Source organism: Streptomyces sp. NPDC054883, assembly GCF_053610645.1.
The window spans coordinates 12,415-34,208 of the sequence record NZ_JBSGYT010000014.1 but is presented as its reverse complement, the minus strand read 5'-3'; the positions used below and the strand labels follow the sequence as shown (position 1 = coordinate 34,208).

The window sequence follows — 21,794 nt, the reverse complement described above, 5'->3', positions numbered from 1 at the left end:
CCAATCCTGCCCCACTCACACGACAGGTCAACCTTACAAAACCTCGCGAGTCCCACCCACTCACCTGTAGCGCGCGCGGCCCGGCCCCGCACATTCACGTATTACCTCAGCCAGCCGCCGGAACGTGGTGGTCCGGGAGGTTTTGTAAGGTTGATCACGGGCGGGGAATGCGTCGACCCGGGGCAGGGGAGAGCTGCGGAAGTGCGGTACGAAAGGTGTGGCGGTGGCGGTACTGGCGGAACACCGAGTCTGCCACGAAGGCACACCCCGACGCCAACACCTCGCCGCACAGATACGCGAGAGCTCCAGACATGGAGATCCGCCCGAAGGCCCCCAACGACACCACGCGTTCTGGGAAACTGAGAGGACCCGCCACCGCCAAACCTCCGAGGCAGATCTCCGCATGGACGACCGACCCGAACTTTCGACCATCGCCCACCGCGCCCGTACGGCACTGTGGCCACCCCTCGTCGCCGCCGCATGCCTCACGGCCGCCCAGGACCGGGGGCTCGCCTACCGGGTGGGCGCGACGGGCGCCTGGGCGCTCGCCTTCGTCTTCCTGGCCTTCGCCGCCGCGCACCAGTGGGACATCTGCTCACACTGCGAGAAGCCGCCCCGCCAGGAAGCCACCCCCGAGGCCCGCCTCCGTCTCGCCCGTCTCGTCCACCCCGGCCGCGCCAAGAGGTTCGTGATCCGCTGGAGCGCCAAGGCGTTCGTCTGCGCGGTCGTACTTCCCAAGCCGTACCTGAACGCCCTCGGCCCATGGCGGCCCGCAGTCCTCGCCCCCCTATACCTCCTGCTGGCCGCAATCGTCGTACGCGCTCTCATGAACGAGCAGACCCACGAACGCCACCGCGACGAATGCTTCCTGGAGAGGTGCCGCGCCGGTCAGATGCGCGTGCCCCACAAGCGCTGGCAGCACGAGGTGGGCCACCATGCCCTGTGGGTCCTGCTCCCGCTCATCCCCGCCGTCACCGCCCTCGGCATGGCCGCCCTGAGCCGCCCCTCCCTCGAAATCACCTACGCCCTTGGCGTCCTGGCCACCCTCCAGGCCATGAACTACCACCTGCAGTACCACTCCAAGAACCCCTGCATGGTCTGCGCGCGGCGCATCCCCGCCAACGGCAGCCAGATCGCCGAGCGGCCCCTGCGCAAGCGCATGCTCCGCACCGACCACCTGCTCCGGCTCACCGCACCCGTAACCACCCTCGCCGCCTGGACACTCTCCTGGGTGTTCCCCCACACCTGGGCCGGACGCACCCTGCTCGGCGCCGCCGCCGCGATCCTCGTCATCTGGCTCGTCCTCGGACGCGCCCACAGCCGACTCCAGCCCTGGTGTCCCTGGTGCCGGGACTGCGACGGAGACGAAGAAGCGGTCGACCCCAGCCCGGTGCCCGGTCTCGGACAGCCGCTCCCCGCGTAACGACACGGACTCCGCCTCGTTGAGGGCGCCTGGCCAAACTGACGCTCAACATGACCGCCGAGGACCTCGACTTCCTCAGGCACTTCGCGCGCCGCAAGGGGCCTACCAACGTGGGCTGCCTGGGCCAAGACCTACCTTGTTGGCCACGCCACGGCCGAGGTGGTGCGGGACCAAACACGAAAGGCCCCGGCGCACCCGGCCGTGCAAAGCTCCGCAGAGCAGCCCCGGAGAGCCCTCTAGAGCGTGTCCGCGCGCTGTACGACCAAGGGGCGCGCGGACGGCCTTGTCGTTGTGGCGCTGCTCGCGCCCCACACTCTGACGGTGTGCACGAGGATGTCGGCCACCGGCCCCATCTTCCTCTTGATGTCCTCCTTCACCCAGCGGGGCAGACCCGTGGGGGCGAGGTCGGACTCCATCCGGGAGGAGAGCCACGGCGGGGTCTCCGTGCCGTCCGGATCGGGCGCCCCATGTACCTCAACCCAGTAACCCGCCATCAGCCGTCCTCTCTTCGTCAGTTGGATCTTCGACGCTAGAAGCAGGCGCCCAAGCCCGACACGCGACACGGCCCCTCTTCCCCCGGATGACGGCTGGGTGGCAGCACGAAGCCCCGCCTGCTGGGGGAGGGGGCAGGCGGGGCTTCGTGGACCTGGGGCGGGGCGGTTGGGTTACGAGGATTGGTGAGAGCCTGTGGAGCCGTTCAGGTTCCGCAGGCCCGTCTCTACGTCAAGGGCCTCGCCGACCACCTGCCGCATCTCCTGCATGTGGGTCGTCAGCACGGCGTCGAGCGCCTGCTCCTCGGACGGCGTGTCGGCGGGGGAGGTCATACGGATGTCCTTTCGGAGTGGCTGCTCGTGGGCCTGTGGTGCCGGTGGACGGCGGCTCGGGCGCAGTCGTGTCCAAGGGCCCGGTACTCCTCGCACGTGAGGGTGTCCAGGAGCCTGCTCGCCCTCCTGCGGGCCTGGAGTAGCCACAGGGTGGTGCGGAGGAAGGCGAGGGGGCGGCGGATGTCTCGCACGGCGCCTGGGCCGTAGGTGAAGGTGAGCCGGTCAGCAGTCATCTCGCCTCGTCGTGTCCGTGATCACGGTCTCATGGTGTTTGACGTCCGTGGTGACCTTGCCAGTGGCGGGGTCGACCGCCGTCGTCTCGACGGTCACCCGAGTCTGCCAGAGGCCGGGCTGACAGCGGGCCAAAACCGACAGTTCCACCGTATGCCCCTTGGTAGGCACTTCGTAGGAGACCCGGGCCTCGCCCTCAGGTTTCCAGACGCCGGTCTTGACGTTCTCCGACCACAGCTGGACGGTGATCTTGTGCGTGCGCGGAGCCGGGTTGCACTGGGCGACGGCTTTGCCCGACAGGCGCCGGTTGTAGAGGTAGGGCTTCTCCAGGCTCGCGGAGCAGCGGTAGCCGTTCTGCGCGGTGGGCTGATTGCCGGGGGCGGCGCATCCCCCCTCTTCGGCACCGGTGGCGGCGAGGATGGTCAGGGCGACGCCGCTGACGGCGAGGATGCGTCGTATCGGGCGGGTGGCGGGCTTCATGGCGAGACCTCCATGGCGGGTTGGGGGGTGCTCGTGCGCAGGATCTGTGGCGCGGTGGCGAGGGCGCCGGACAAGGCTGACCCCGCATCCCCATGGAGTGTGAACAGCTGGTGGATGCGGGGGAGCCTGTGGGGTGCACCCTCAGCTCACCGCTTGCGCGGCACCTCATCAGGCGAGCGGGGCCGGGCCGGGTGGCGCGCACCTGCATGTCTGCCGGTGTCGGGCTGCCCGGATGGGTTTGTCCCGCTGGGTTCGGGTGCTGTCGACAGCCGCCGAGGCGCAGATGGAGTGACGCTCCGTCGGCTGCCGACACCCAGTACGTTAGTGACAGTTTCTCAGAAATGAAAGGCCTCATCACTCTTTGGAGTGATGAGGACCGGGCGCCCGCACCCCGGCGGGTGTCAGACGAACGCCCCGCCCGCCATGAGGCGGACGGGGCGTCGGTGTCGCCATCAGTCGGAGAGCCTGATGGTTCGACAGGGGCAGACTTGCACAGGATCTTTGGTCTGGAGATCGACCATGATGACGAGCCCGAGCCCGCATTCGGGGCACACACGCCTGCGTCGGTGCCTCCCGCTCGGCAGATATAGCGCCCTCTCGCGTAGGGCGACCACCGGCCGGTATTGCGGATCGACCCAGTTGGCTGCCATCAGGTCCTCCTAAGGTTGGCCCTACTGTAGGGGCAACCGCAGGGCTGCGGAGTCTGGTTGGACTACAGCGTCACCGGCGGAGCCGAGCAGGCGGAGCCGCCTTCGTGGCACTCCGAGTGCATGCTCACCCCGTGAATCTTGACGAGACGGTCCGACTTGGGGTCCCACATGAGGGGATTCGGCTCGTAGCCGACGGCGCGGATGGCGTCCTGGGACTCCTGCAGACCCGCCTCGTTCCGCTTGTAGCTCGCGATCTCGGGCACGTGGTGCATGAAGTGGCCGAGCTTCACGCTGAGCTTCCAGGCGATCGTCGAGCACAGGAGCAGGGCGTGCCAACCGGCATCGACGATGGCGGACGGCAGCATGCTGGTGTGGACCAGCGTCGGGTCCTGCCTGCGTAGTTCGGCGCGGTGCGCGGCGGCGACCCAGCACTTGAGGGTCTCCTCGGCGATCATCTCCGCGAGGGGCTCATCGACGCCGGGGTTGCTGTTGACGGCCCTCTCGACGAGGCGGTCGAAGTCCGCGTCGGACAGCAGGTGTCGGGCCTCGCTGAGAACAGCCTCGGCTACGGCCTTCTCCAGTCCGCCGTTGTCGCGGACGATCAGGGCGACGAGGGCTGCGAAGTCCTTCTCTTCCAGCAGTTCGCGGACGTTGGGGGTCGTTTCGATCATGGTTGCGGTCACGGTGTGATGTCCTTCCGGGGAAGCCTCGTCCCAGCAGGCTGAGAGCGTTGGCGGGGGCGTTCCTGGGCTGTGGGCAGTTGGCGCTGCCTTCCTTCACGAGATTATGAGAATTCTCAAAAATGAGAAGTCTCGGGCGAAGGTTGGCATATGCCAGTCCGAGCCAGCCCTGTCCGGGGCGCTCTGGCCAAGGCAAGGGGTGGAGAGAGGAGCACCCCATGCCGACCCGCAACCGAGCCGTCACCCCACTGGCCTTCCGCACCCCCGTCTGGCCGGAGCGTGCCTGCCGCGACCTGGTCACCGGTGAGTACGCCAACTATTCCTGCGATGTCGTGGAGGGCCACCTCGGTCCTCACGCCTCCCTGGGCGTCCCCCAGTCGGTGACGCTCAGAGCCGCCTGGGAGAAGAAGAACCCCGGCAAGCTGGAGCCGACTTCGGCTTCCGACCCCTTCCACGTCTCGTGACCACGGAAGGCGCCTTCCCGCCGCCGCCCGCCAGCGATCCAGCAGTGGCGCTGCACGACACGGCAGTGGCCGAGCTGCAGCGACTGCACAACTACCTCGCGGTCGAACGCCCCCGCCGGTTGGCCTCGGCCGCCCAGGGCGAATCGGTTGTGGATGTGGCCATCCGGCTCATGGCACTTGTGCCGCCAGAGACCCGCTGACCCTGGCCTTCAACACCCGTTACAGGGCATATGCCAGGCTGACATACCAACTCCGACTGACATATAACCAAAATCGAGAAACTGTCGCGCACTGGTCCGGTGAGGAGCAGACTTCCTGCAACGGGGGCGGCGGCGAGCACAGGCCAGCCGCCGCCCCTCGTCACACATCCCACCGCCACCAAGGGGAACCCCGTGACCGACACGATCTCCCGCTTACCCGCCTTCTATCCGGAGGGCATCAACCCGTCCCGGGCCCGCGCGGCCGTCCGCAATCTCTACGACCACACGCCTCTCGGCGCCCATCACCTCATGGCGCCACTGCTCGCCCTGCCCGACGACCACATCGGACGCGGGTCTCTGCCCGGGGCCGTAGGCATCTCCGACGTCGAGGCGACCGTCGCCAAGTGGAGCGAACTCGGCATCCGAGGCGTCAAGCTCTTCGCCTGGGGCGGCGACGCCCGGGACGAAGACGCCTCCGGCGCCGTGCAGCCGACCAACCTGATGATCCGTGCGATCAGCGCGATCAAGAACAGCAACCCCCACCTGGCTGTGACCACCGAGGTCTGCGGATGCTCGTGGACCAGCCACGGTGAGTGCGTCCTGCGCACGGACGACGGGGACATCGACCTCGATGCCACCTACGGCCTCGCCCGCACCATGGCCATGCAGCACGCGGACGCCGGAGCCGACGTCATCTCGCCCACCGCCATGCTCGACGGCATGATCACCGCCGTCCGCGAGCGCCTGAACCAGGGCGGCCATCGAGCTGTCGGCATCAACCCGAACCTCGCACTGCACACGTCCCTGTACGGTCCGTTCAAAGACCTCATGGGCACCAACCCCGCCTCCGGCAACCGGCTGGGACTGCAGCTGTCCGCCGGAGGGCGCGCCCAGCGCGACACCCTCATCCAGGCGGAGCGGTGGCTCGCCGAAGGGGCCGACTCCCTGACGCTCCAGCCCGTCATGACCGCCGTGGACGTCCTCGTCCGGCTCCGTGACACCACGCAGGTCCCGCTCGTGGCCTACAGCACCTCGGGGGAATGGGCCGCCCTGCAGTGTCTCGGAAGCGCGGGCATGACCGAGTACACCGCATCACTCAAGCGCGCCGGGGCCGACTCGATTCTCACGTACGCGGCGGCCACCGTCGCGGCATACCTGGAGGACCACCGTGGATGACCTGACCTCTCTGATTCGCCCGGCCAGCCTCGACGCCATCCTCGCCGACGCGCAGACCTTCGACTTCCGGATGTCCTGCGACGAGCGCACGGGCGCTCTCCTGTCCATCCTCGCGGCATCCAAGCCGGGCGGGCAGTTCCTGGAACTCGGCACTGGCGTGGGAGCCGGAGCCGCCTGGATCAGCGACGGCATGGACATCCACTCCAGCCTGATCACCGTCGAGCGGGACGCCGACGCGCAGATGATCGCCCGCAAGCACCTGTGGAGCGACGAACCGGGCCGATCTATCTTCTTCATGCACGCCGACGTCGACCACTGGCTGGACACGCAGGCGGGCAGGGAACCCGCGTTCGACCTCGTGTTCGTCGACTGCCGTCCGGGCAAATACCGCCGCATGGCCGATGCCGTCGCCCTGCTCAAGCCGGGCGGCTTCTACGTCGGAGACGACCTCCTGCCCCAGGAGACGTGGCCCGAGGACCACCAGGAACGCGTGGACCGCTACCTGGAGGAACTCCCCTCCGTGGCCAATCTCCGCCCGATGACGCTGAATTGGGCGTCGGGTCTGGTGCTCGGCGTTCGGACCTGAGCGGCTATCGTGGGCGGCATGTCCGCCCCTGAGCTGATCCGCATCGTCTCCCGAGACTCACCCATGGCCCTGGCCCAGGTAGAGCGCGTCCGCCGCGAACTCGGCGCGCTCTACCCCGGAACGGTCACCGAAGTCGTCCCCGTCAAAACGACCGGTGACCGGTGGATGGGCGACCTGGCCGCCGTAGAGGGCAAGGGAGCATTCACCAAGGAAGTGGACGCCGCGCTCCTGGCCGGTGGCGCGGACCTGGCCGTGCACTGCCTCAAGGACATCCCTGCGGATCGCCCCCTGCCCGCAGGTACGGTTTTCGCCGCCTTCCTGGAGCGCGACGACATCCGCGACGCCCTCGTACACCCCGAGGGCCTCACTCTGCAGAACCTCCCGGCCGGAACGCGTATCGGCACATCCTCCGTACGGCGCATTGCCCAGCTCGCCGCCTCTCACCCGCACCTCGAATGCGTCCCGATTAGGGGTAACGCAAATCGTCGACTCGACAAGCTCGCCGCAGGCGAGGCGAACGCCCTGTTGCTGGCGGTTTCCGGGCTGGAACGGATCGGCCGCCAGGACGTCATCACCGAAATCCTGTCGCCCGAGGCCATGTGTCCGCCGATCGGAGCCGGGATTCTTGCCCTCCAGTGCCGCGAGGACGACGCCGCCTTGATCAAGGCGATCAGCGCACTCGGTCATCCCGCCACCCACCGCGAGGCCACTGCGGAACGGATGCTTCTGCACGTCCTCCAGGGGCATTGCAACAGCCCTATCGCGGGCTACGCGAGCACCGAGGAAAACGGCGAGCTTGCCCTCTACGCGAAGGTGTTCACCCCGGACGGCAAGCGCGTCTTGCGTGCGCACGAGTGGGCCGGACCGCTCGACCCCGCCACGCTCGGCACCGCCGTAGCCGTCGCCCTCCTGCGACAGGGCGCCCGGGAGCTGATCGACGGCATTCCCCACTAGCTCGAAAACGGCGCGGGCCCTACCATCCGGTAGGGCCACCGTCATGATCACTGGTCGGAGGTTCTGCCGGACTGCTCGTCCCTCATCATCTGCAGCTCGGCGGCCATTGCCTGATAGATCGGCCCGGTCTTGGGGGCCACCGGACCACCCTCCCGCCTCTGCGCCACCTTGGCCGCCTCCAATTCGGCAATCTCCTCACGCATCAGGGCACGCCACAACGCAAGGGCCACGTTCGCGAAGTCGACGGGGTGGCGCGCCATGAAGTTCATGATGTGCCGGTTGAGCGCGTCAGGGACCTTGACCGTCTTCACTTTGACAGGCGGCCCCTTGACCGAGCCTTCGGCGGGAAGCAGGCCACCTGGGGGCACGGTGAAGTCGAGGCGGCGGGCTTTCCGGGATGCACTCTCAGCCATACGGGGATCCTCACGTGGGTCGACGAGGGGCCAGTCTATCCGGATAGTTCAATGGCCGAGCAGCTCGATAGTCAGGTGGCAGCACTGGTGCCCAGAAACTCGGCGAGCGCGTACACCGGGGAGGCGTCCAGGTCGTTGCGGGCCAGGTCATACCTGTTCGTGGTTCCCGGATTGGAGTGGCCGAGGATGCGCTGGACCATGCGCAGGCTAACCCCAGCGTCGAGCATGAGCGTGGCGCAGGTGTGCCGCAGCCCGTGGGGGGAGATCGACTTCTCGATCCGGGCGGCCCGGCAGCAGCGCTTGATGATGACGTCGATCCGCCGGTTGGTCAGGGGTGCGCCGTCGTGGCACAGGAGAAGCGGATCGCTGGGGCGGGCATGCAGACGCGAGGCCAGGTGGAGGTAGATGGCCTTCTCGGCGGCCGGGGGGAGCGGGATGGTCTGCTTCTTGCTCCGCTTGCGGACGACGCTCAGGGTACGGCGCCCCCGGGAGCGCCCGAGGTCCTTGATAGTGGCGCCCTCCAGCTCCCCCGACCGCAGGCCGGTCCCGAGGAGGGTTTCGACAACGGCCGCGTCGAAGGGTCCGTACTCCCGGGACATCGCTGCGAGCGCCTGGGCCTCCGCCTTGTCCAGGCCGAGAGTCTGCGACTCGTCGGAGACCTCTTGGCGGTGCTTCTTGCGCCAGGGGCTGCGCTGGACCTGGAAGACGCGCTCGTACTCATCAAGGCCGTACTCGTACCAGGCATTCATCGCGCTCAAGTGTTGGTTCGTGGACGACGGGGCGAAGACCTCCGTCAAGTCCGCCGACCACTGCGCGGAGTGCTCACGCCGGGCGGCCAGAGGGGAGACCGCGTTGTCCAGGCACCAGTTCAGCCAGGCATCCAGATTCCGGCCGTAGCTGCGGCGGGTGCTGGCGTTCTTGTACTCCAGCAGCCACTGCCGCTTGATCTCTTCGCAGACCAGACGTACCCGGTCGATCTCGGCAAGCGTGCTGAGGGAGCCCGTCGGTGCGACAGCTACGTCGGTTCTGGCCAGGGTCATCAGGGACATGCAGACATCTTGCCGCTTCCCCCCTGCACTCCCACCCTGAGACCGTTGCAGGTGGCCTGTCCGGGCTACTCCGGCAGGTTGCTGCTGATCTCTGCCCACCTCTGGCCGAGCTGGAATTTGGACTCGACTCCGAAAAGCTCGTAGAGCCGCTTCAAGTGCTCGGACATCGTTCGCCTACTGCAGGCGATCTCCCTGGCGATCTGCTGGTCCTGCAGCCCCTCGGCCATGGACCGCAAGATCGTCATCTGCACCCCGGTCAGCTGGTCCCGCTGGGTCAGCGGTGCCCGGCCGCCTGTCCAAATGTCGGCACGCCTCCAGGCGAGATCGAACTGGGCGGCGAGGTAGGCGACCATCCCCGGGTGCGTGACATGCAGTGCGGCGTGCACCGACCCCTCCGCAGAGGGGTCGTCGATGAACGCGTGCTTCTTGTCGATCAGGATGATCCGGTTGAAGGCGTCCGGGAGCGTCCGGATCTGCGCCCCCAGTTTCGACATCTCGGTGGCCCAGTGGATCTCGGGGGCACGCGTGCGCGCGCTGGCCGAGTAGATGGTGTGCAGCGAGATGCCCCGCCGGAGGATGGCGGCGTCCACGTCCAGGGACTTGTCAAGGATCTCCGGCGGACGCTCCCCAGGCTGCGCCGTGAACAGCTCCGCCGTCGCCTGCTCGGCCGCCGAGCGGATACGGATGTTGATTGCCTCGACGCCGCGCAGCGTCTCTACTCCGCCACCATCACTGCTCAAGCGCGCCCGCTCGTACAAGGGAGAGAGCGCGCTCCTCAGTGCTGCAGTGGCCTCCATGCGCCGTGCGGCCTCGGCCACCCGTTCACGTTCCCGCTCCATGAGGGCACGTTCGGCGTGCTCCGGCGGGAGTGGCACAGGGAGCGCGTTCTCTTGGTGGGGGTTGGGGGTGAGCAGGTGCAATCGCGTCAGCTTCGCTACGGACGTCTGGACCGCAGGGTCCCGCTCGTCGACACTCCTGTGGTCGAGCAGATCCCGGTAGACCTGGACGTCGATCTCGGAGAGCACGTAGTTCTCGTCGTCTGCGACGATGTTGTCTGCTGTTGTCACCCTTTGCGCCTTCGTGTAGGAGCAGTGCACTCAGACGCACCCTCCGACGTGTTGATCCGATGACTATCTGTCGGACAACCTAGCTCTCAGCCAGCCCGAACGCACACAGGTACTACTGGTTGCGAACGCCTGTGCAGCCCAGCGGGTTGGTGAGAGGGTTTACCCGCCAACGTTATGCGCCCAATCCGTACCCAGGGAGTTCCCGTGATCATCGCAACCCGAAACCGCCTCGCCGTCGGTCTGTTGGCTCTCGCAGCCATCCTGGGTGCAGTCGCCACCACCGGCGGCAGCACCAGCACCCAGGCCGATTCGATCTGGGGCCTCGTCCAGGTCGACCCGGCGCCGGGCGAGAACACCGGCGGCAGCACGGGTACAACCTCCGCGCCGTCTTCCGAAACCCCGGTCGCCCCTCAGGACTCCATCTGGGGCTGACCCCTCCACCGGCCGGTGCGGGCTCCAGGGCCCTACCACCTTCCAGCCCGCACCGGCCGACCACCACCCCAAATCGGACCACTCAGCTGTCGGCGTGCAGAAGCCAAGGTAGCTGTACCACCGACTCCTCCAAGACGGCCTCGCCTCTATACATGGTGCGGACAGCAAGATCGACCAGCCTCATGGCCCGGTTCGAGGACCGGTACACCCAACGGACGTCCAGACCAAGCAACTCCTCGTCAGAAAATGGAGCCGCCAACTCCACAAGGAGCGTGCCGAAGCTGACTGGGCGCCGAAGCTCCACGAACGCCTTCAAGCGGCGAGCCGTGTCGCGACTGTCCGTGTAGAAGATCTCCCCAGGCCGTCCACACGTCAGGGAGTAGCGGTAAGCAGCAAGAACGGCGTCAAGTTCTCCGTGCTGTACGGCAGCTGAGTCGGCTGGGATGGCCATAACCTTGCAGTGGGAAACAGGGTTGCCCGGAGGCTCAACCTCGACGAAGGCCACAGAGGCGGCCTCGTACTTTCTAGAGCACCCCCAGTCGACGGCCCACCCCGGTTCATCCACCGAGACGGCATCAGGTGCATGGGTCCTGGACCGACGCCCCGCGTCCACCTGCCGAACCTTCTTGCTGATGCCTTCAAAGCGGCTGTCGTCGACAGAGTCGCCTACTTGCTTGGCCAACGTACGGAAGGCCCGGCGGTCTAGAGCCTCGATATGTGCCTGCGCCAGCATAGGCATTGCCTCTTCAATGACTCGCTGAACCACCTGCGGCAAGTCGGCAACACCTTCACCTCGGATCAGCTCCTGGAGCTTGAGGGACGTGGCGTAGTTGACTGACAGATAAACCTCTTCGCCAGGCGTGGTCACGCGGAGGGCAGCGCATACTGCTGCGACCGCCATCTCGACGTTGCTCAGGCCTGGCTCGGCGATGAGCATAGGCCCGCCGTTGGCTCCGCCGGGAGGTCCCCAATGTCCTCCCCGCGCTCGGTAGCGCCGCCGGAGCACCGCAGCCCTCGCCATGCCCGAATCCATCTCCCGCGCCCAGACCTGGATGGTGTTCCTGATCGTCACGGGGCCGTCGACGGTTCCGGTCTCGTCTGTCATACACATCAGGCTACATGCGCGGTGTCATACCCCCAGGGGGAACCAGTCAATAATGCCAATTATCGACCTGTCGCGAGCATGCCAACAACTGCTCGACCAGCCGAGAGTCCGCAGGGAGTTCGGTGAGGGTTTACATCACTCAAACCAGGCGCTACGTTTACGACATCTAAACCACCAACGGAGGCTGCTATGGCTCGCGTCGCGTTTAACGGCATCCACAACGGCTGCACCTACAACGGCGGCTGGTTCGAGACCGACGACGCCGACATGTTCGAGGGTAAGGACCCGGACTTCGACAGCCGCTCCATGACCGAACACCTCTACCTGACCGCCGACGACGACTGGGTCCTAAACGAGGCCAACGGCTCGGACAGCACCTACACCAAGCTGGATGCCGACGACGCCCGCACGTGGCTGCAGGAGAACAAGCACCCGGAAGCCTTGAAGAGGTACTTCGAGCGCCCCAAGGGCGGTCGCCCGGCCATCGGAGAACGCCTGATCACCACCGTTCCCGCGCGCACGCACAACGAGATCGCCGACCTCTCGGAGATGTACGCCGAGGACATGCCCGAGACGATTCGCCGCCTGTTGAGCGAGGCCCTCGAACACCGGCGCATCATCGGCGCCCCCGGCAGCCGACGCTAAGGCTCGCCCCCCCCGACACCGTGAAGCGCGCCGCCCGTCTGGGCCTCTCAGACCGCCGCATCGGAGAGCTTCGAGGAGGAGAGCACAACTGCCGCCTGTCCCACCGCTGCTGGTAGCCTGAGCGCCACAACGGCTCCCCTTCGCCTGAGAACGCTGAGGAGCCGCTGCACAGTGTGGGTGCACCCCACAACCAGTGCCCCTTGGTGTCCGACCGCCAGGGGGCGCAGTGCGATGTCGGTTGGTTGGGTACAGTCCCTCTATGAGCGCACCGCCATGGGGGCACAAGCCGGAGGCCGTGAGCGACGTCGAGCTCTTCTGGGCCTCCGCGCCTCCCGTACCGTCGGAACGGTGCACCTACTGGGTTGGCCGCCTCGAAGGCGGATCCTGGCGCCCCAACCGGCACCTCCTCAACCAGAGTTACTACGGACGAGCCACATGGCTGGGCGTGTACGTCTGGGAGGCCATGAACGTCATCACTCCTCTCGCCGAACGTCTATACGGCGAGGGAGGAATAGTCTAAGAGCAACAGCAGTGCCGCCGCAGCCCGGCCATAGCCATCCGGGCACACCTCGGATGTCGAGACCGCTGGAGCCAGAGTAGAGCCTGAGCGGAGAATCGCTCTCAGAGAAGCCTTCGATCCTTAACTCTTTCGGCTTTCATCCACGACCTGCCGTGCCGACTTCCGCCGCCACTCGTGGATCAGCGTCCCGATCAACGGCAGGGTCAGGCCGAGGAACAAGAAGATGACCGCGACGCCCGCGAGGGCGGGGGACAGCTTCTCCTCGACCTGGAGCGACCAGGGTGTGCCGACGGTGTAGGCGATCAGGTAGCCGCCCCGGGATGCCGCGTATCCGAGTCCCATTGCGGCGGCCACGGCAGACGCCGCGTATCCGAATGTACTCCAGGGGCGCCCCGGCCAGTTTTGCAGTGCGCTTTTGCCGCACATGAAGGCCAGTTCGCTGCACGTAAAGAACACGTAAAAGAGGTACGTGATCAGGTAAACGCGAACGGGGACATTCGAAGCGAAAGCGGTGGTGAAGTCGACGTTGGGGGCGTTGGCGCTCAGCCACAACGGGACCATGGCAGCCAGGACGGCAACGGCGACGAACGCCCGCCGGGCGATGGCCACCCGCAGATAGGTGGGGGCGTAGGCGATGTCGACCATGGCGAGCTGGAGGAACACGCACCACAGGATGGCACAGATGTGGGCGACGAGTTTCGCTATGTTCTCGACGCCTGTGATGTTCTCCGCCCATTTCGCCACGGACGGAACAGCGAAGAACACGCCGACAGTGCATATGCCGAAGGCGAAGGATATGCACCAATTGACGACCGTTGGTTTTCTCCGGGCCCGGTAGGCGCAGAGCGCGGTGACAACGACTCCGAGGGCGGCGCAAAAGCCGAATATGACGCCATCGAGCGGAGTTGACGTGCTGTCCAAATTTCTAGATCCCTTCCAGAGAATCTGCGGCGTACCTCGCGGATTCCTCGGGGGTGCGTCGCCGTCTGTCGCGGCGATCATCCTTGGGATCGACCGCGACGTCAACAACGACCTCAATCGGACATTCCGGCTGGAGGCCAAGGTCAGCCCGGCGCTTCTTGATCTGAGCCAACAGCTCGTCAAGATCGCTTTTCGGTAGTCCCTCAAGGTGTCGGACAACCTCCCGAACACTCTCGCTCTGCTCCAACACCGACAGGGCTTTGAGGTCCGGCGAACCGGGCAGCAGAAAAGCGGCGGGCACGTTCATGATCTCGGCCAGTGCGACCACCGTCGCCACGGTGGGATTCGTGTCGTCCCCGCTGAGCAGCTTGGCGATGGCCGCATGCGAGCCGCCTCGTGTATGCCCAGGCAGCGCACGGAAGGCGGCAGACAGTTGGCGGCTCGACGGAGGAGAACCAGGAGAGAGGCGGTGGGCCAGATACCGCAACTTGGCGGCAAGCGAAGACATCAGGGCCCACCCCCGCCGCTCTGCTTCGTCACGCGCACCTCGCCAACTCCACGACCCCACCCTACCCAGGTGCGTACTTTAGTTGACAGAGGAACGTCCCTCGGACACGATGCCGGGGTGGCTCACGGTCAGTCAGGAGCCCCTCGGACCACACCCCTGGTGGGGTCCACCCCAGGCTGCCCGCACCCGCCAGCGGGCACCAGTCCATACCGCCAAAAAGCAAGGCCACGGCGGCGTTGATTCGGAGAGGCTAGTGCAGAAGGGGAAAACCGCCGACAACTCGGCCAAATCGAGCAGCTCCGCACAAGCGGCCCAGTCGAAGGTGATCATCCGTCGCTGGCCCTGGGTTGCTGGCTCCCTCGTCTGCGGCCTGTTCATCGGGTTCTCCATCGCCTCGGACAGCATCCCCTCGGCTGTGACTACGCCCCCCGTCGGCCGTAAGCCCGTTAACCCCCGGGAGATCCCGGGGACGGGGACTTTCTGGGTTGGCACCGATGTCGCACCCGGCTTGTACCGGTCGAGGACCAACAGCAGCGCCTGCAGCTGGAAGCGATCGAAGGACGCGTCGGGGGAGTCCGGCTCGATCATCGCCACCGATGTGGAGTCCGGAGGAAGCACGTACGTGCTCCTCAAGCCCGGCGACTTCTTCGACACCGATCACTGCACCACCTGGCTCCGAGTCCAGAGCCAGAACTAATCCCCGCCACCCTGGAGGACTTGATGCAACCCGCCACCATCGAGAACCCCACTGCCCACCCCAAGCTCGCCCACAGGGATCTCCTCGCCGAGACCCGACGCCGATTCGGCGACGCCACCGACCGGTGGGCCTTCCAGTGCCCCAACTGCGCCGACGTCGCCTCGATCGCCGACTGGCGCCAAGCCCTGACCGACCACCCCACCATGCGAAGGGGCGAGCGTGTCGACAACCCCGGCGAGCTGATCGGCCAGGAGTGCCTCGGCCGGATTCTGGGGGCCCTGGACGGCCCTCAGAACGAGTGGGAGGGGCGCGGTTGCGACTGGACCGCCTACGGTCTCTTCCGTGGGCCGTGGGAGATCGTCATGGACGGCACGCCCGAGCGCTCCGCTTGGTCGTTCCCTCTCGCCGCCGGTGACGACCCCGCGACGGCCGTGCACCTCTACAACCCGGGCAGGTTCGGCGAGCTGGACGTTGAGGGAACCCACATCGTCACGGTCCACGACAGCGCCGCCAGTACGGACCGCAAGCCCGTGACGCGCATGCTGCGGATTCCCGACCTCTGCGCATGCGGTCAGCGACGCGGGACTCCCGTTGGCTTCCACGGGGAAGCCGAGGCCGGAAAGGGCTACGTCGCGCAGGCGTGGACCAACCCCTGCGGGCACCAGGACAATGTCGATGACCTGCTGATCGAGGCGGGGTTGAGGTCGGGCAAGAACTGACCGACGCTACACACAGAGGGCCCCCGGCAGCTTGGATGCCGGGGGCCCTGCTCTGTGCGGAGAGCTACTACTGGGCGGTCACGCCGCCGATGAACGCGGTCCAGGCCGTCGCCGAAACCGGCAGGACCGGGCTCTCGTCCAGCTTGGAGTCACGGATGCCGACGACACCCCAGTCGCTGTCGACGGCGCGTTCGACGCAAGCCTCGCCGCTTCCTCCGCTGTAGGACGACTTCGTCCAGTCCTTGAATGCGTACTGCTGGTGCTGCATGGATCTGCCTTTCTCTTCTGGTTGCGCCCTCACAGGCTTGCGAGGACGTCGAGCAGGAACCGGCGGGTTTGCTGAATGGTCATCGCCTGGCTGAGCAGTCGTTCGTACCGGGCCCGGTAGGAACGGACCTGCTCTTCGTTGTCGATGAACGCTCCGTCGGCTTCATAGCCTTCACGGAAGACCAGCTCTACGTCACCCAGGGTCATGACATAGAAGGGGCCTGACATGCCGTTGTGGAGCCCCGTGGAGAACGGGAGGACCTGAATCGTCGCCAGGCCTTCACCCAGGTTCAGCAGATGCTGGATCTGTTCCCTGTGTGCCTTGCCTCCGTCATCGAGCCTTGGCGGCGTTATGACCGCCGCTTCCCCGAGCACAGCCCCGATCCTAGGCGGCGCAGGGTCCTTGCGCCGCAGAAGTTCCTTCCGCACCTCACGAAGGGCGAGACGCTGATCAATCTCAGCCTGCGTCGCCTCTGACGGCATCTCTCCGGGGCGCACCGTTGCGGCGTGGGTGATGATCCGCTCGGAGTACTCCTTGGTCTGCATGATCCCGGGGATAGCCAGGGGCTCGAAGAGTCGCATCTCGTCGCTGAGTTCTTCGGCGTCTGCGAAGTCGTGAAAGGTCGGGCCAACCTGCGTCCCAGCAGTGGTCCACGTTCCCTTGATCTTCGCCTTACGGCACCAGTCGGCGAGGTGCTGGATCTCCTTCTCGTCCTCGATGCCGTAGAGCTTCGCGAAGAAGGGGATTGAAGTCTCCTTGATCGCAGTGGCCCCAGACTCCTGCCGGTACGTTGCAGCCTCGGACTGGCCAGCGGCCTTCGAGACGACCTCGACGGGCAGCCCGGCGGCCTCTCGCCACTTCTGGAGCTTTTTACCCAGGATCTTGCGGCCGATGGTTGGTCTCTGGTAGGCGGCCATGTCCCTCCCCTGGTGGGCCGGTGTGTCCGGCTCAGTGTGCCCTGAAACCCTGCGACTCGGCCACCACTCGATGGTGAGAATTCTCGATACCGAGGGCTTGCAGAATCGTGAAACCTGCGGGACGGTAGATCCTAGCCTGGTAAAGCGTCAGGTACCGAACACGCCGTGGCCAGGTCCCACCCGCCAACCACGCCCCGGGAGTTAACACCATGCACTCCCCTTCTACCGCCAGCATCGCATTCGGCAGTCTCGACCTGCCCTGCACTTCGCGACTAGAACAGCCGTTCAACGCACCGCCGCTGCGTATGGGACGCCTCAGACACGTCAGGTACAGCAAGCCGTACGCGGGCATCGCCGACAGCGTCCCGGTCGCGAGGCGCGACCTGGAGATGGCCGCCCAGCGAGCGGGCCTGAACGAGGAACTGACCGAGTCCGCGCTGTTGTGCTTATCCGAAGTCGCCGCCAACGCGGTCCGGCACGCCATAAAGGACCGGCCGCGCCCCCGCTTCATCGTCACGGTGAAGCTCGTCGGCCAGCGCCGCCGTTACCTTCGCCTGGAGGTTCACGACCCCGATCAGGCGGCCGTGCCCACCTTCCCGCCGAAAGACCTCGCGCCGGAGATGCTGCTCGACATGGACACCGACAGCCCGAGCGGTCGCGGCCTGGCCATCGTGGCCGCCCTGTCCGACCGCGCGGGAGTCGTCGCCGAGCGGGGCGCCCACGGAAAGTCCGTCTGGTGCGAGTTCCGTCTGGACGACGGCGCGGCCGAAGCCGCGCCCGACGTCAACCCGCCGGAATCTGCTGCTTGATCCTTCCCGTCAGCCACGCGACGGCCTGTGCGAGGGGGTAGACCGCAGCCCGGTCCGCCCCCTCGATCTCGACCTCGCGGACGGGGCAGTCCCGTTCCTGCATCAGCTTCCGTACGTACGAGGGCGTGACGCCGAACCGGCGGGCGAGCCCGGTCACCGTGATCAAGGTGGCGGTCACCCGGATGCCCCCATCATCACCTGGCATTTGAACTCGCTCATATGGATTCCCTTCGCTGGGTTTGGCGATGCCAGGATCACTTTCCCGAACTAGTTGCGTTAGCGCAACTCTTGAGTGAGACTGGTGCCATCGAGAACGCCTCACCGGTCCGTCCCGCCAATTCAACGGACCCCTGGGGTGACTCGCCCGCCACCAATTACCCGCCACCCTCAGGAGTCCCCATGGACCCCGTATGCCTTGAGCAGCTCCTCTACGAGCTGCGCTCTCCGAACGCCGAGACCGTCCAGGTCCGCACCGAACATCTCACGCCGGGATGTGTCATCGCCGACGGCGAGTGGGCGCGCCACGTCGTCACCGCCCCCTTGCAGCCGCTGAACAAGACTTCGACCCTGGTCCCGGTCCGGCACCTGCACGGCGGCCACAACATCAAGCTGCGCCGTACCCGCACGAAGACCGTCACGATCTACCGCCACCGCCTGGACCGTGCCTCGATCGGCAGCCTGCCCGCTGTACCCCGCTGCTTCGTTCCCAGCGATCCGTCCGCCGGTGACCGCATCCTGATGAACTGGCACGACGCGCTCCGGCTGGGCGTCGGCAACGCCTTCGAGTTCAACGGCGTGGAGTGGCTGCAGATCAGCCACGGCAAAACCGGCATGGTGGTGACGCCGTTCCGGAACATCGCGGCCGTCGTCAGCAACCCGAGCGAGTCGAGCCCCTACGGCTGGTACAGCTACCTGCCCGCCGGGCACACCCCGCACCTGTACGTGGATGGCATTCCGATGCCCGCCCGTGCGATCGGTGACCTGGTCGTAGGCGACGTCATGCGGCTGCCCGGCGGCGGTCGGCTGGAGGTCGCAGACCTGGTCCCGCACCTGCACTCCACCACCGTCACGGTGCGTCTGTTGCAGAAGTCCCTTCATCCCATGCGGCACTTCATGTGGAGCACCGCCGTCGGAGGGACCGGGCAGCACGAGGACTCCGGCCGGACCCGGACCCTGTACGCCACGGACCCGCGCCCCGGCGAACTGGTAAGCGCCGCAGACATCGAGCCGGGCGACACCGTCATCACCTCGTACGGCTCCCCGTACAGCGCGGTCGCCGTCGTCGATGACGTCTGGCGCCAGCCCGTACGCGCCACGATGAACGTCGAATCGACCGGTGTCGACGGCCGCCACTACCGCACTCACACCGGGCTGGAAAACCGCTACTACGTCCTGCACCGGGCCGCGCTGCCGCCCGCCTTCAAGGTCACCCCGGAACTGGTGCAGGTTCCGGCATGACGGACATCAGCGCGGGGCTGGAACCGGAGGTATTCGGGGATCTGCACCGCGCCATCCTCGACGTGGACGACAGGCTGTCCGCACTCGACGCTGGCCCCCGCGAGAAGTACATCCGCGAGGTTCTCGGGCTGCAGCCCGCTCGCTACTTCCAACTGTTGCGCTGGCTGCTGGACGAACCCGACGCCTGGCAGTACAAGCCCCAGACCATCAAGCGCCGCCGTCGGCTGCGCGAGGAGAACCGAAGGAAGTACTGGTGAGCGCCCACGGAGATCGCGTGAGCGATGCATGCGGCGCCCAGCACCCGGACCTGGAAGGCGTGGCGTGCGACCGGGCCCCACATGACATGACCGGCTTCCACCACTGCCGCGCGGTCGGGGTCTTCTGGGAAGCGGCTCCATTGCCGGACGGTCGCCGTGCGGGACGGACGGGTCTGGCTGAGCTGGCGGCGCGTGCCTCCCGGACGGGCCGTACGGGGAGCGCCGCCGATGCGGTGAGGGCGTGGGCGCAGGAGTCAGGGAAGGAGAGGCGGTAGAAGGGGGCTGTAACCACACTCTGGTGGCACGCCGGGATGAGCCCTTGTCCTGGCTGGCCCGTACGGTAGCGGCCACGGCTTCATGCGCCGTGGCCGCTGTCGGTCGTTGCCCTGACGCTGCCCGGGGGTCGGATTGCCCGACCTGGTAGACATCGCACTCAGGTGTGCACTACGGTGTGGTCAGTAGCCCGCCAAGGAGATGACGATGACGACGAAGCGCACCATGGACGACGTGCTGGCCACCACCCCCGAGACACTGGCCGAGATGACCCCGGTCGAGGCCGACCGGCTCTTCGAGGCCCTGTATGTGGAGTACGGCCGCCTGGGCCGCCTGACCGAGTCGGCCTGGGACCAGCTGCACCGGGCCGCCGGAGAGAGGAAGGTCAACAGCTACGGCGACATGGCCTGGCCCTCCCGCCGCGACGAGCTGGAGACCAGGGCGCGCAAGATCCTGGAAGACGGAACCCGTGACGCCCTGTCCCGGGGGAACATCGAAAAGGCCCTGACGCGGCTGGACTCCCTCGGTGAGGAAACGCTCAAGCTGAACCAGGGGCCCCGCAAGACCCTGGTAGGCGAGTGGGAGCGGCGCGGCGGCTGGAGCCGGTTCTTCACCGTCCAGGACGGCCACATCCACAAGGAGAACGCTTCCGGCTGGGGATCCTCCTGCCCCACCCTCAGGTTCACCACCGTCTTGCAGTGGCGTCCGGACCTGTCCGGCAAGACCGAGCAGGAGGCGGTGAAGGCACTCGGCCCCACCATGTGCACGGTCTGCTTTCCCAGCGCTCCCGTGGAGTGGACGCGCGGCAAGACCGTGGAAGAGCAGGGGTTCTGCGCGGGATCGGGCACGGCCGTGACTCTCACCGCGAAGCAGCGCCAGCGCCGGTCGAACTGGGTCACCTGCCCGCACTGCGGCAAGCCCGATGTCCACGTGACATCCACGGGCAAGCTGCGCAAGCACGAGCCGGACACGAAGGCCGTCCCGCAGCCCGCGCCCGCCGCCGAAGCACCCCCGCAGCCCGCACCCGAGGCGGAGACGTCCCAGCCCGCCGACACGACGGCCAGGCCCAGCGCTGCGCCCACCCTTATGTCCGTCTCCCGGTTCCTGGCCAAGGCCGGGTTCAAGCGGAGCGTGCAGAGCGCGGAGCGGACCACGGGCGGTTTCAAGGTCGCCACCTCCCTCAGGGGGTCCGTGTCGGTCAGCTACGTGGAAAGCCTCGATGACAGCATCGAGCGCCGCATCAAGGCGGGCCTCGCCGACTTCTCCAAGCTGGAGGAAGCGCCCCAGACTTCCGAGTGCATCGCCGCGTACGCGGACGCACTGTCCGCCCGCTACACCGTGGACGTGTACGGGAGCAGCATTACGGTATCGGCGCTGCCCAACAAGCCGAAAGCAGCCAAGGGGCGCCCCACGGCCAAGGAAGTAGAGCAGGTCCTGCGGGACGGGGGCGTGCCCGCCAGCTACAGCAGCGGCCCCAGTAACCACCACGGCGCTTCCACGGTCCAGGAAGCTGACCACGTCCGCGTCCAGGTCTGCCCCTGGGGCGTTGCCGGGAGCTTCACCCCCGAGGCGCTCGACAAGGCCGCCCGCACCGCCGAATCGGCCCTTACCGGCGCCGGTTACGCCTTCACCCGCAAGGACACCATTTTCGGCTCGGTCATCAAAGTGACGGGCAAGGCCGACGGCAAGTCCAGCCCGGCGCCGACCAAGCAGAAGCAGGCTGACCACCCCCCTGTAATGACCGTGGACGTCACCTTGTTCACCAGGGAGGCAGATGGGGGCTACTCCCCTGCGCAGAGGGTGGCCGCCGACTTCTTGCCGTCCGTGTCATTCACCTCGACGCTGGGGGCGTTCCTGCGGGCTATGCAGCACGGCCGGGGCAGCACGGTGGGGATGGTGGCGGGGGCGGACCTCCCGGGGTTCGGGTGGGTGTATGCCGACAGCGAGGGGGAGCTGGTCACTGGGGTGCAGCGCTCTGGGTGACCTTGGCACCAGGCCCGTCGCGGTACCAGCCGCGACGGGCCTTCCTGGTTTCTGGAACCCCTTGCACCACACTCTAGTGTGCACT

27 protein-coding genes are annotated in these 21,794 nt (G+C 66.9%); 14 read left to right on the top strand and 13 right to left on the bottom strand.

What is annotated here, in order from left to right; genetic code table 11:
- Positions 1-403: 403 nt before the first annotated feature.
- Positions 404-1,423 carry a hypothetical protein gene (locus tag ACWGH1_RS13220; protein WP_453351496.1) on the top strand — a complete coding sequence of 340 codons (1,020 nt, stop codon included), beginning with the start codon at positions 404-406 and terminating at the stop codon, positions 1,421-1,423.
- 236 nt (positions 1,424-1,659) lie between these two features.
- Here the strand turns inward: ACWGH1_RS13220 and ACWGH1_RS13215 are convergent, their stop codons facing one another.
- The 4 genes from ACWGH1_RS13215 to ACWGH1_RS13200 all read right to left on the bottom strand — a co-directional run bounded on the left by ACWGH1_RS13215 (position 1,660) and on the right by ACWGH1_RS13200 (position 4,291).
- Positions 1,660-1,917, bottom strand: coding sequence for a hypothetical protein (locus tag ACWGH1_RS13215; RefSeq protein WP_453408673.1), 258 nt, complete (start codon positions 1,915-1,917; stop codon positions 1,660-1,662).
- A 171-nt stretch (positions 1,918-2,088) separates the two neighbouring features.
- Positions 2,089-2,247, bottom strand: a complete 159-nt coding sequence (locus ACWGH1_RS13210) for a hypothetical protein (protein WP_453357761.1) — start codon at positions 2,245-2,247, stop codon at positions 2,089-2,091.
- Positions 2,248-2,469: 222 nt separating this feature from the next.
- Positions 2,470-2,958, bottom strand: coding sequence for a hypothetical protein (locus tag ACWGH1_RS13205; protein WP_453357762.1), 489 nt, complete (start codon positions 2,956-2,958; stop codon positions 2,470-2,472).
- Between the two features lie 712 nt (positions 2,959-3,670).
- Complete coding sequence (locus ACWGH1_RS13200; protein ID WP_453352324.1) at positions 3,671-4,291, bottom strand: hypothetical protein; 621 nt, start codon at positions 4,289-4,291, stop codon at positions 3,671-3,673.
- Between the two features lie 215 nt (positions 4,292-4,506).
- Here ACWGH1_RS13200 and ACWGH1_RS13195 point away from each other — a divergent pair, with 215 nt between their 5' ends.
- From ACWGH1_RS13195 to hemC, 5 genes are all read left to right on the top strand, one after another.
- A complete protein-coding gene (locus ACWGH1_RS13195; protein WP_453352323.1) occupies positions 4,507-4,752 on the top strand; it encodes a hypothetical protein in 246 nt (81 codons plus the stop codon).
- Positions 4,749-4,952, top strand: coding sequence for a hypothetical protein (locus ACWGH1_RS13190; RefSeq protein WP_453352322.1), 204 nt, complete (start codon positions 4,749-4,751; stop codon positions 4,950-4,952). The genes ACWGH1_RS13195 and ACWGH1_RS13190 overlap by 4 nt, the downstream gene beginning before the upstream one ends.
- A 192-nt stretch (positions 4,953-5,144) precedes the next feature.
- Positions 5,145-6,128: a hypothetical protein gene (locus ACWGH1_RS13185; RefSeq protein WP_453352321.1), complete on the top strand. Its 984-nt coding sequence runs from the start codon at positions 5,145-5,147 to the stop codon at positions 6,126-6,128.
- Positions 6,121-6,714 carry an O-methyltransferase gene (locus ACWGH1_RS13180; protein WP_453352320.1) on the top strand — a complete coding sequence of 198 codons (594 nt, stop codon included), beginning with the start codon at positions 6,121-6,123 and terminating at the stop codon, positions 6,712-6,714. The genes ACWGH1_RS13185 and ACWGH1_RS13180 overlap by 8 nt, the downstream gene beginning before the upstream one ends.
- A gap of 18 nt (positions 6,715-6,732) precedes the next feature.
- Positions 6,733-7,668, top strand: coding sequence for a hydroxymethylbilane synthase (gene hemC / locus ACWGH1_RS13175; RefSeq protein WP_453352325.1), 936 nt, complete (start codon positions 6,733-6,735; stop codon positions 7,666-7,668).
- A 47-nt stretch (positions 7,669-7,715) separates the two neighbouring features.
- On the opposite strand, the gene ACWGH1_RS13170 is transcribed toward hemC, so the two are convergent.
- The 3 genes from ACWGH1_RS13170 to ACWGH1_RS13160 all read right to left on the bottom strand — a co-directional run bounded on the left by ACWGH1_RS13170 (position 7,716) and on the right by ACWGH1_RS13160 (position 10,197).
- The gene (locus tag ACWGH1_RS13170) at positions 7,716-8,081 is read right to left on the bottom strand and encodes a hypothetical protein (protein WP_453352319.1); all 366 of its coding nucleotides are present in this window, start codon (positions 8,079-8,081) and stop codon (positions 7,716-7,718) included.
- A 71-nt stretch (positions 8,082-8,152) separates the two neighbouring features.
- Positions 8,153-9,130: a tyrosine-type recombinase/integrase gene (locus tag ACWGH1_RS13165; RefSeq protein ID WP_453352318.1), complete on the bottom strand. Its 978-nt coding sequence runs from the start codon at positions 9,128-9,130 to the stop codon at positions 8,153-8,155.
- A 65-nt stretch (positions 9,131-9,195) separates the two neighbouring features.
- Positions 9,196-10,197: a LuxR C-terminal-related transcriptional regulator gene (locus ACWGH1_RS13160; protein WP_453352317.1), complete on the bottom strand. Its 1,002-nt coding sequence runs from the start codon at positions 10,195-10,197 to the stop codon at positions 9,196-9,198.
- 204 nt (positions 10,198-10,401) lie between these two features.
- On the opposite strand from ACWGH1_RS13160, the gene ACWGH1_RS13155 reads away from it, so the two are divergent.
- Entirely contained in the window at positions 10,402-10,629 is a 228-nt protein-coding gene (locus ACWGH1_RS13155) for a hypothetical protein (protein WP_453352316.1), read from the top strand.
- Between the two features lie 82 nt (positions 10,630-10,711).
- Here the strand turns inward: ACWGH1_RS13155 and ACWGH1_RS13150 are convergent, their stop codons facing one another.
- Positions 10,712-11,734, bottom strand: coding sequence for a hypothetical protein (locus tag ACWGH1_RS13150; RefSeq protein WP_453352315.1), 1,023 nt, complete (start codon positions 11,732-11,734; stop codon positions 10,712-10,714).
- 189 nt (positions 11,735-11,923) lie between these two features.
- Between ACWGH1_RS13150 and ACWGH1_RS13145 the strand changes: the two genes are divergently transcribed.
- Entirely contained in the window at positions 11,924-12,379 is a 456-nt protein-coding gene (locus ACWGH1_RS13145; protein WP_453352314.1) for a hypothetical protein, read from the top strand.
- A gap of 640 nt (positions 12,380-13,019) precedes the next feature.
- Here ACWGH1_RS13145 and ACWGH1_RS13140 read toward each other — a convergent pair.
- Both ACWGH1_RS13140 and ACWGH1_RS13135 read right to left on the bottom strand, forming a co-directional pair.
- Positions 13,020-13,820 carry a hypothetical protein gene (locus ACWGH1_RS13140; protein ID WP_453352313.1) on the bottom strand — a complete coding sequence of 267 codons (801 nt, stop codon included), beginning with the start codon at positions 13,818-13,820 and terminating at the stop codon, positions 13,020-13,022.
- Between the two features lie 4 nt (positions 13,821-13,824).
- Entirely contained in the window at positions 13,825-14,328 is a 504-nt protein-coding gene (locus ACWGH1_RS13135) for a hypothetical protein (RefSeq protein WP_453352312.1), read from the bottom strand.
- Between the two features lie 508 nt (positions 14,329-14,836).
- Between ACWGH1_RS13135 and ACWGH1_RS13130 the strand changes: the two genes are divergently transcribed.
- Complete coding sequence (locus ACWGH1_RS13130) at positions 14,837-15,025, top strand: hypothetical protein (RefSeq protein WP_453352311.1); 189 nt, start codon at positions 14,837-14,839, stop codon at positions 15,023-15,025.
- A 23-nt stretch (positions 15,026-15,048) separates the two neighbouring features.
- On the top strand, positions 15,049-15,744 hold the full coding sequence (locus ACWGH1_RS13125) for a VVA0879 family protein (protein ID WP_453352310.1): 696 nt from the start codon (positions 15,049-15,051) through the stop codon (positions 15,742-15,744).
- A 67-nt stretch (positions 15,745-15,811) separates the two neighbouring features.
- On the opposite strand, the gene ACWGH1_RS13120 is transcribed toward ACWGH1_RS13125, so the two are convergent.
- Positions 15,812-16,012 carry a DUF397 domain-containing protein gene (locus tag ACWGH1_RS13120; protein ID WP_453352309.1) on the bottom strand — a complete coding sequence of 67 codons (201 nt, stop codon included), beginning with the start codon at positions 16,010-16,012 and terminating at the stop codon, positions 15,812-15,814.
- Positions 16,013-16,041: 29 nt separating this feature from the next.
- Complete coding sequence (locus ACWGH1_RS13115; protein ID WP_453352308.1) at positions 16,042-16,929, bottom strand: Scr1 family TA system antitoxin-like transcriptional regulator; 888 nt, start codon at positions 16,927-16,929, stop codon at positions 16,042-16,044.
- A gap of 305 nt (positions 16,930-17,234) precedes the next feature.
- Here ACWGH1_RS13115 and ACWGH1_RS13110 point away from each other — a divergent pair, with 305 nt between their 5' ends.
- Positions 17,235-17,738 (top strand): ATP-binding protein, encoded by a 504-nt coding sequence (locus ACWGH1_RS13110; RefSeq protein ID WP_453352307.1) that lies wholly within the window; start codon positions 17,235-17,237, stop codon positions 17,736-17,738.
- Here the strand turns inward: ACWGH1_RS13110 and ACWGH1_RS13105 are convergent.
- A complete protein-coding gene (locus ACWGH1_RS13105; RefSeq protein WP_453352306.1) occupies positions 17,713-17,916 on the bottom strand; it encodes a hypothetical protein in 204 nt (67 codons plus the stop codon). The genes ACWGH1_RS13110 and ACWGH1_RS13105 overlap by 26 nt on opposite strands.
- Before the next feature lie 221 nt (positions 17,917-18,137).
- On the opposite strand from ACWGH1_RS13105, the gene ACWGH1_RS13100 reads away from it, so the two are divergent.
- From ACWGH1_RS13100 to ACWGH1_RS13090, 3 genes are all read left to right on the top strand, one after another.
- Complete coding sequence (locus ACWGH1_RS13100) at positions 18,138-19,196, top strand: hypothetical protein (protein WP_453352305.1); 1,059 nt, start codon at positions 18,138-18,140, stop codon at positions 19,194-19,196.
- A complete protein-coding gene (locus tag ACWGH1_RS13095) occupies positions 19,193-19,453 on the top strand; it encodes a DUF3263 domain-containing protein (protein WP_453352304.1) in 261 nt (86 codons plus the stop codon). The genes ACWGH1_RS13100 and ACWGH1_RS13095 overlap by 4 nt, the downstream gene beginning before the upstream one ends.
- Positions 19,454-19,933: 480 nt before the next feature.
- Positions 19,934-21,709 (top strand): hypothetical protein, encoded by a 1,776-nt coding sequence (locus tag ACWGH1_RS13090; protein ID WP_453352303.1) that lies wholly within the window; start codon positions 19,934-19,936, stop codon positions 21,707-21,709.
- Positions 21,710-21,794: the final 85 nt, after the last annotated feature.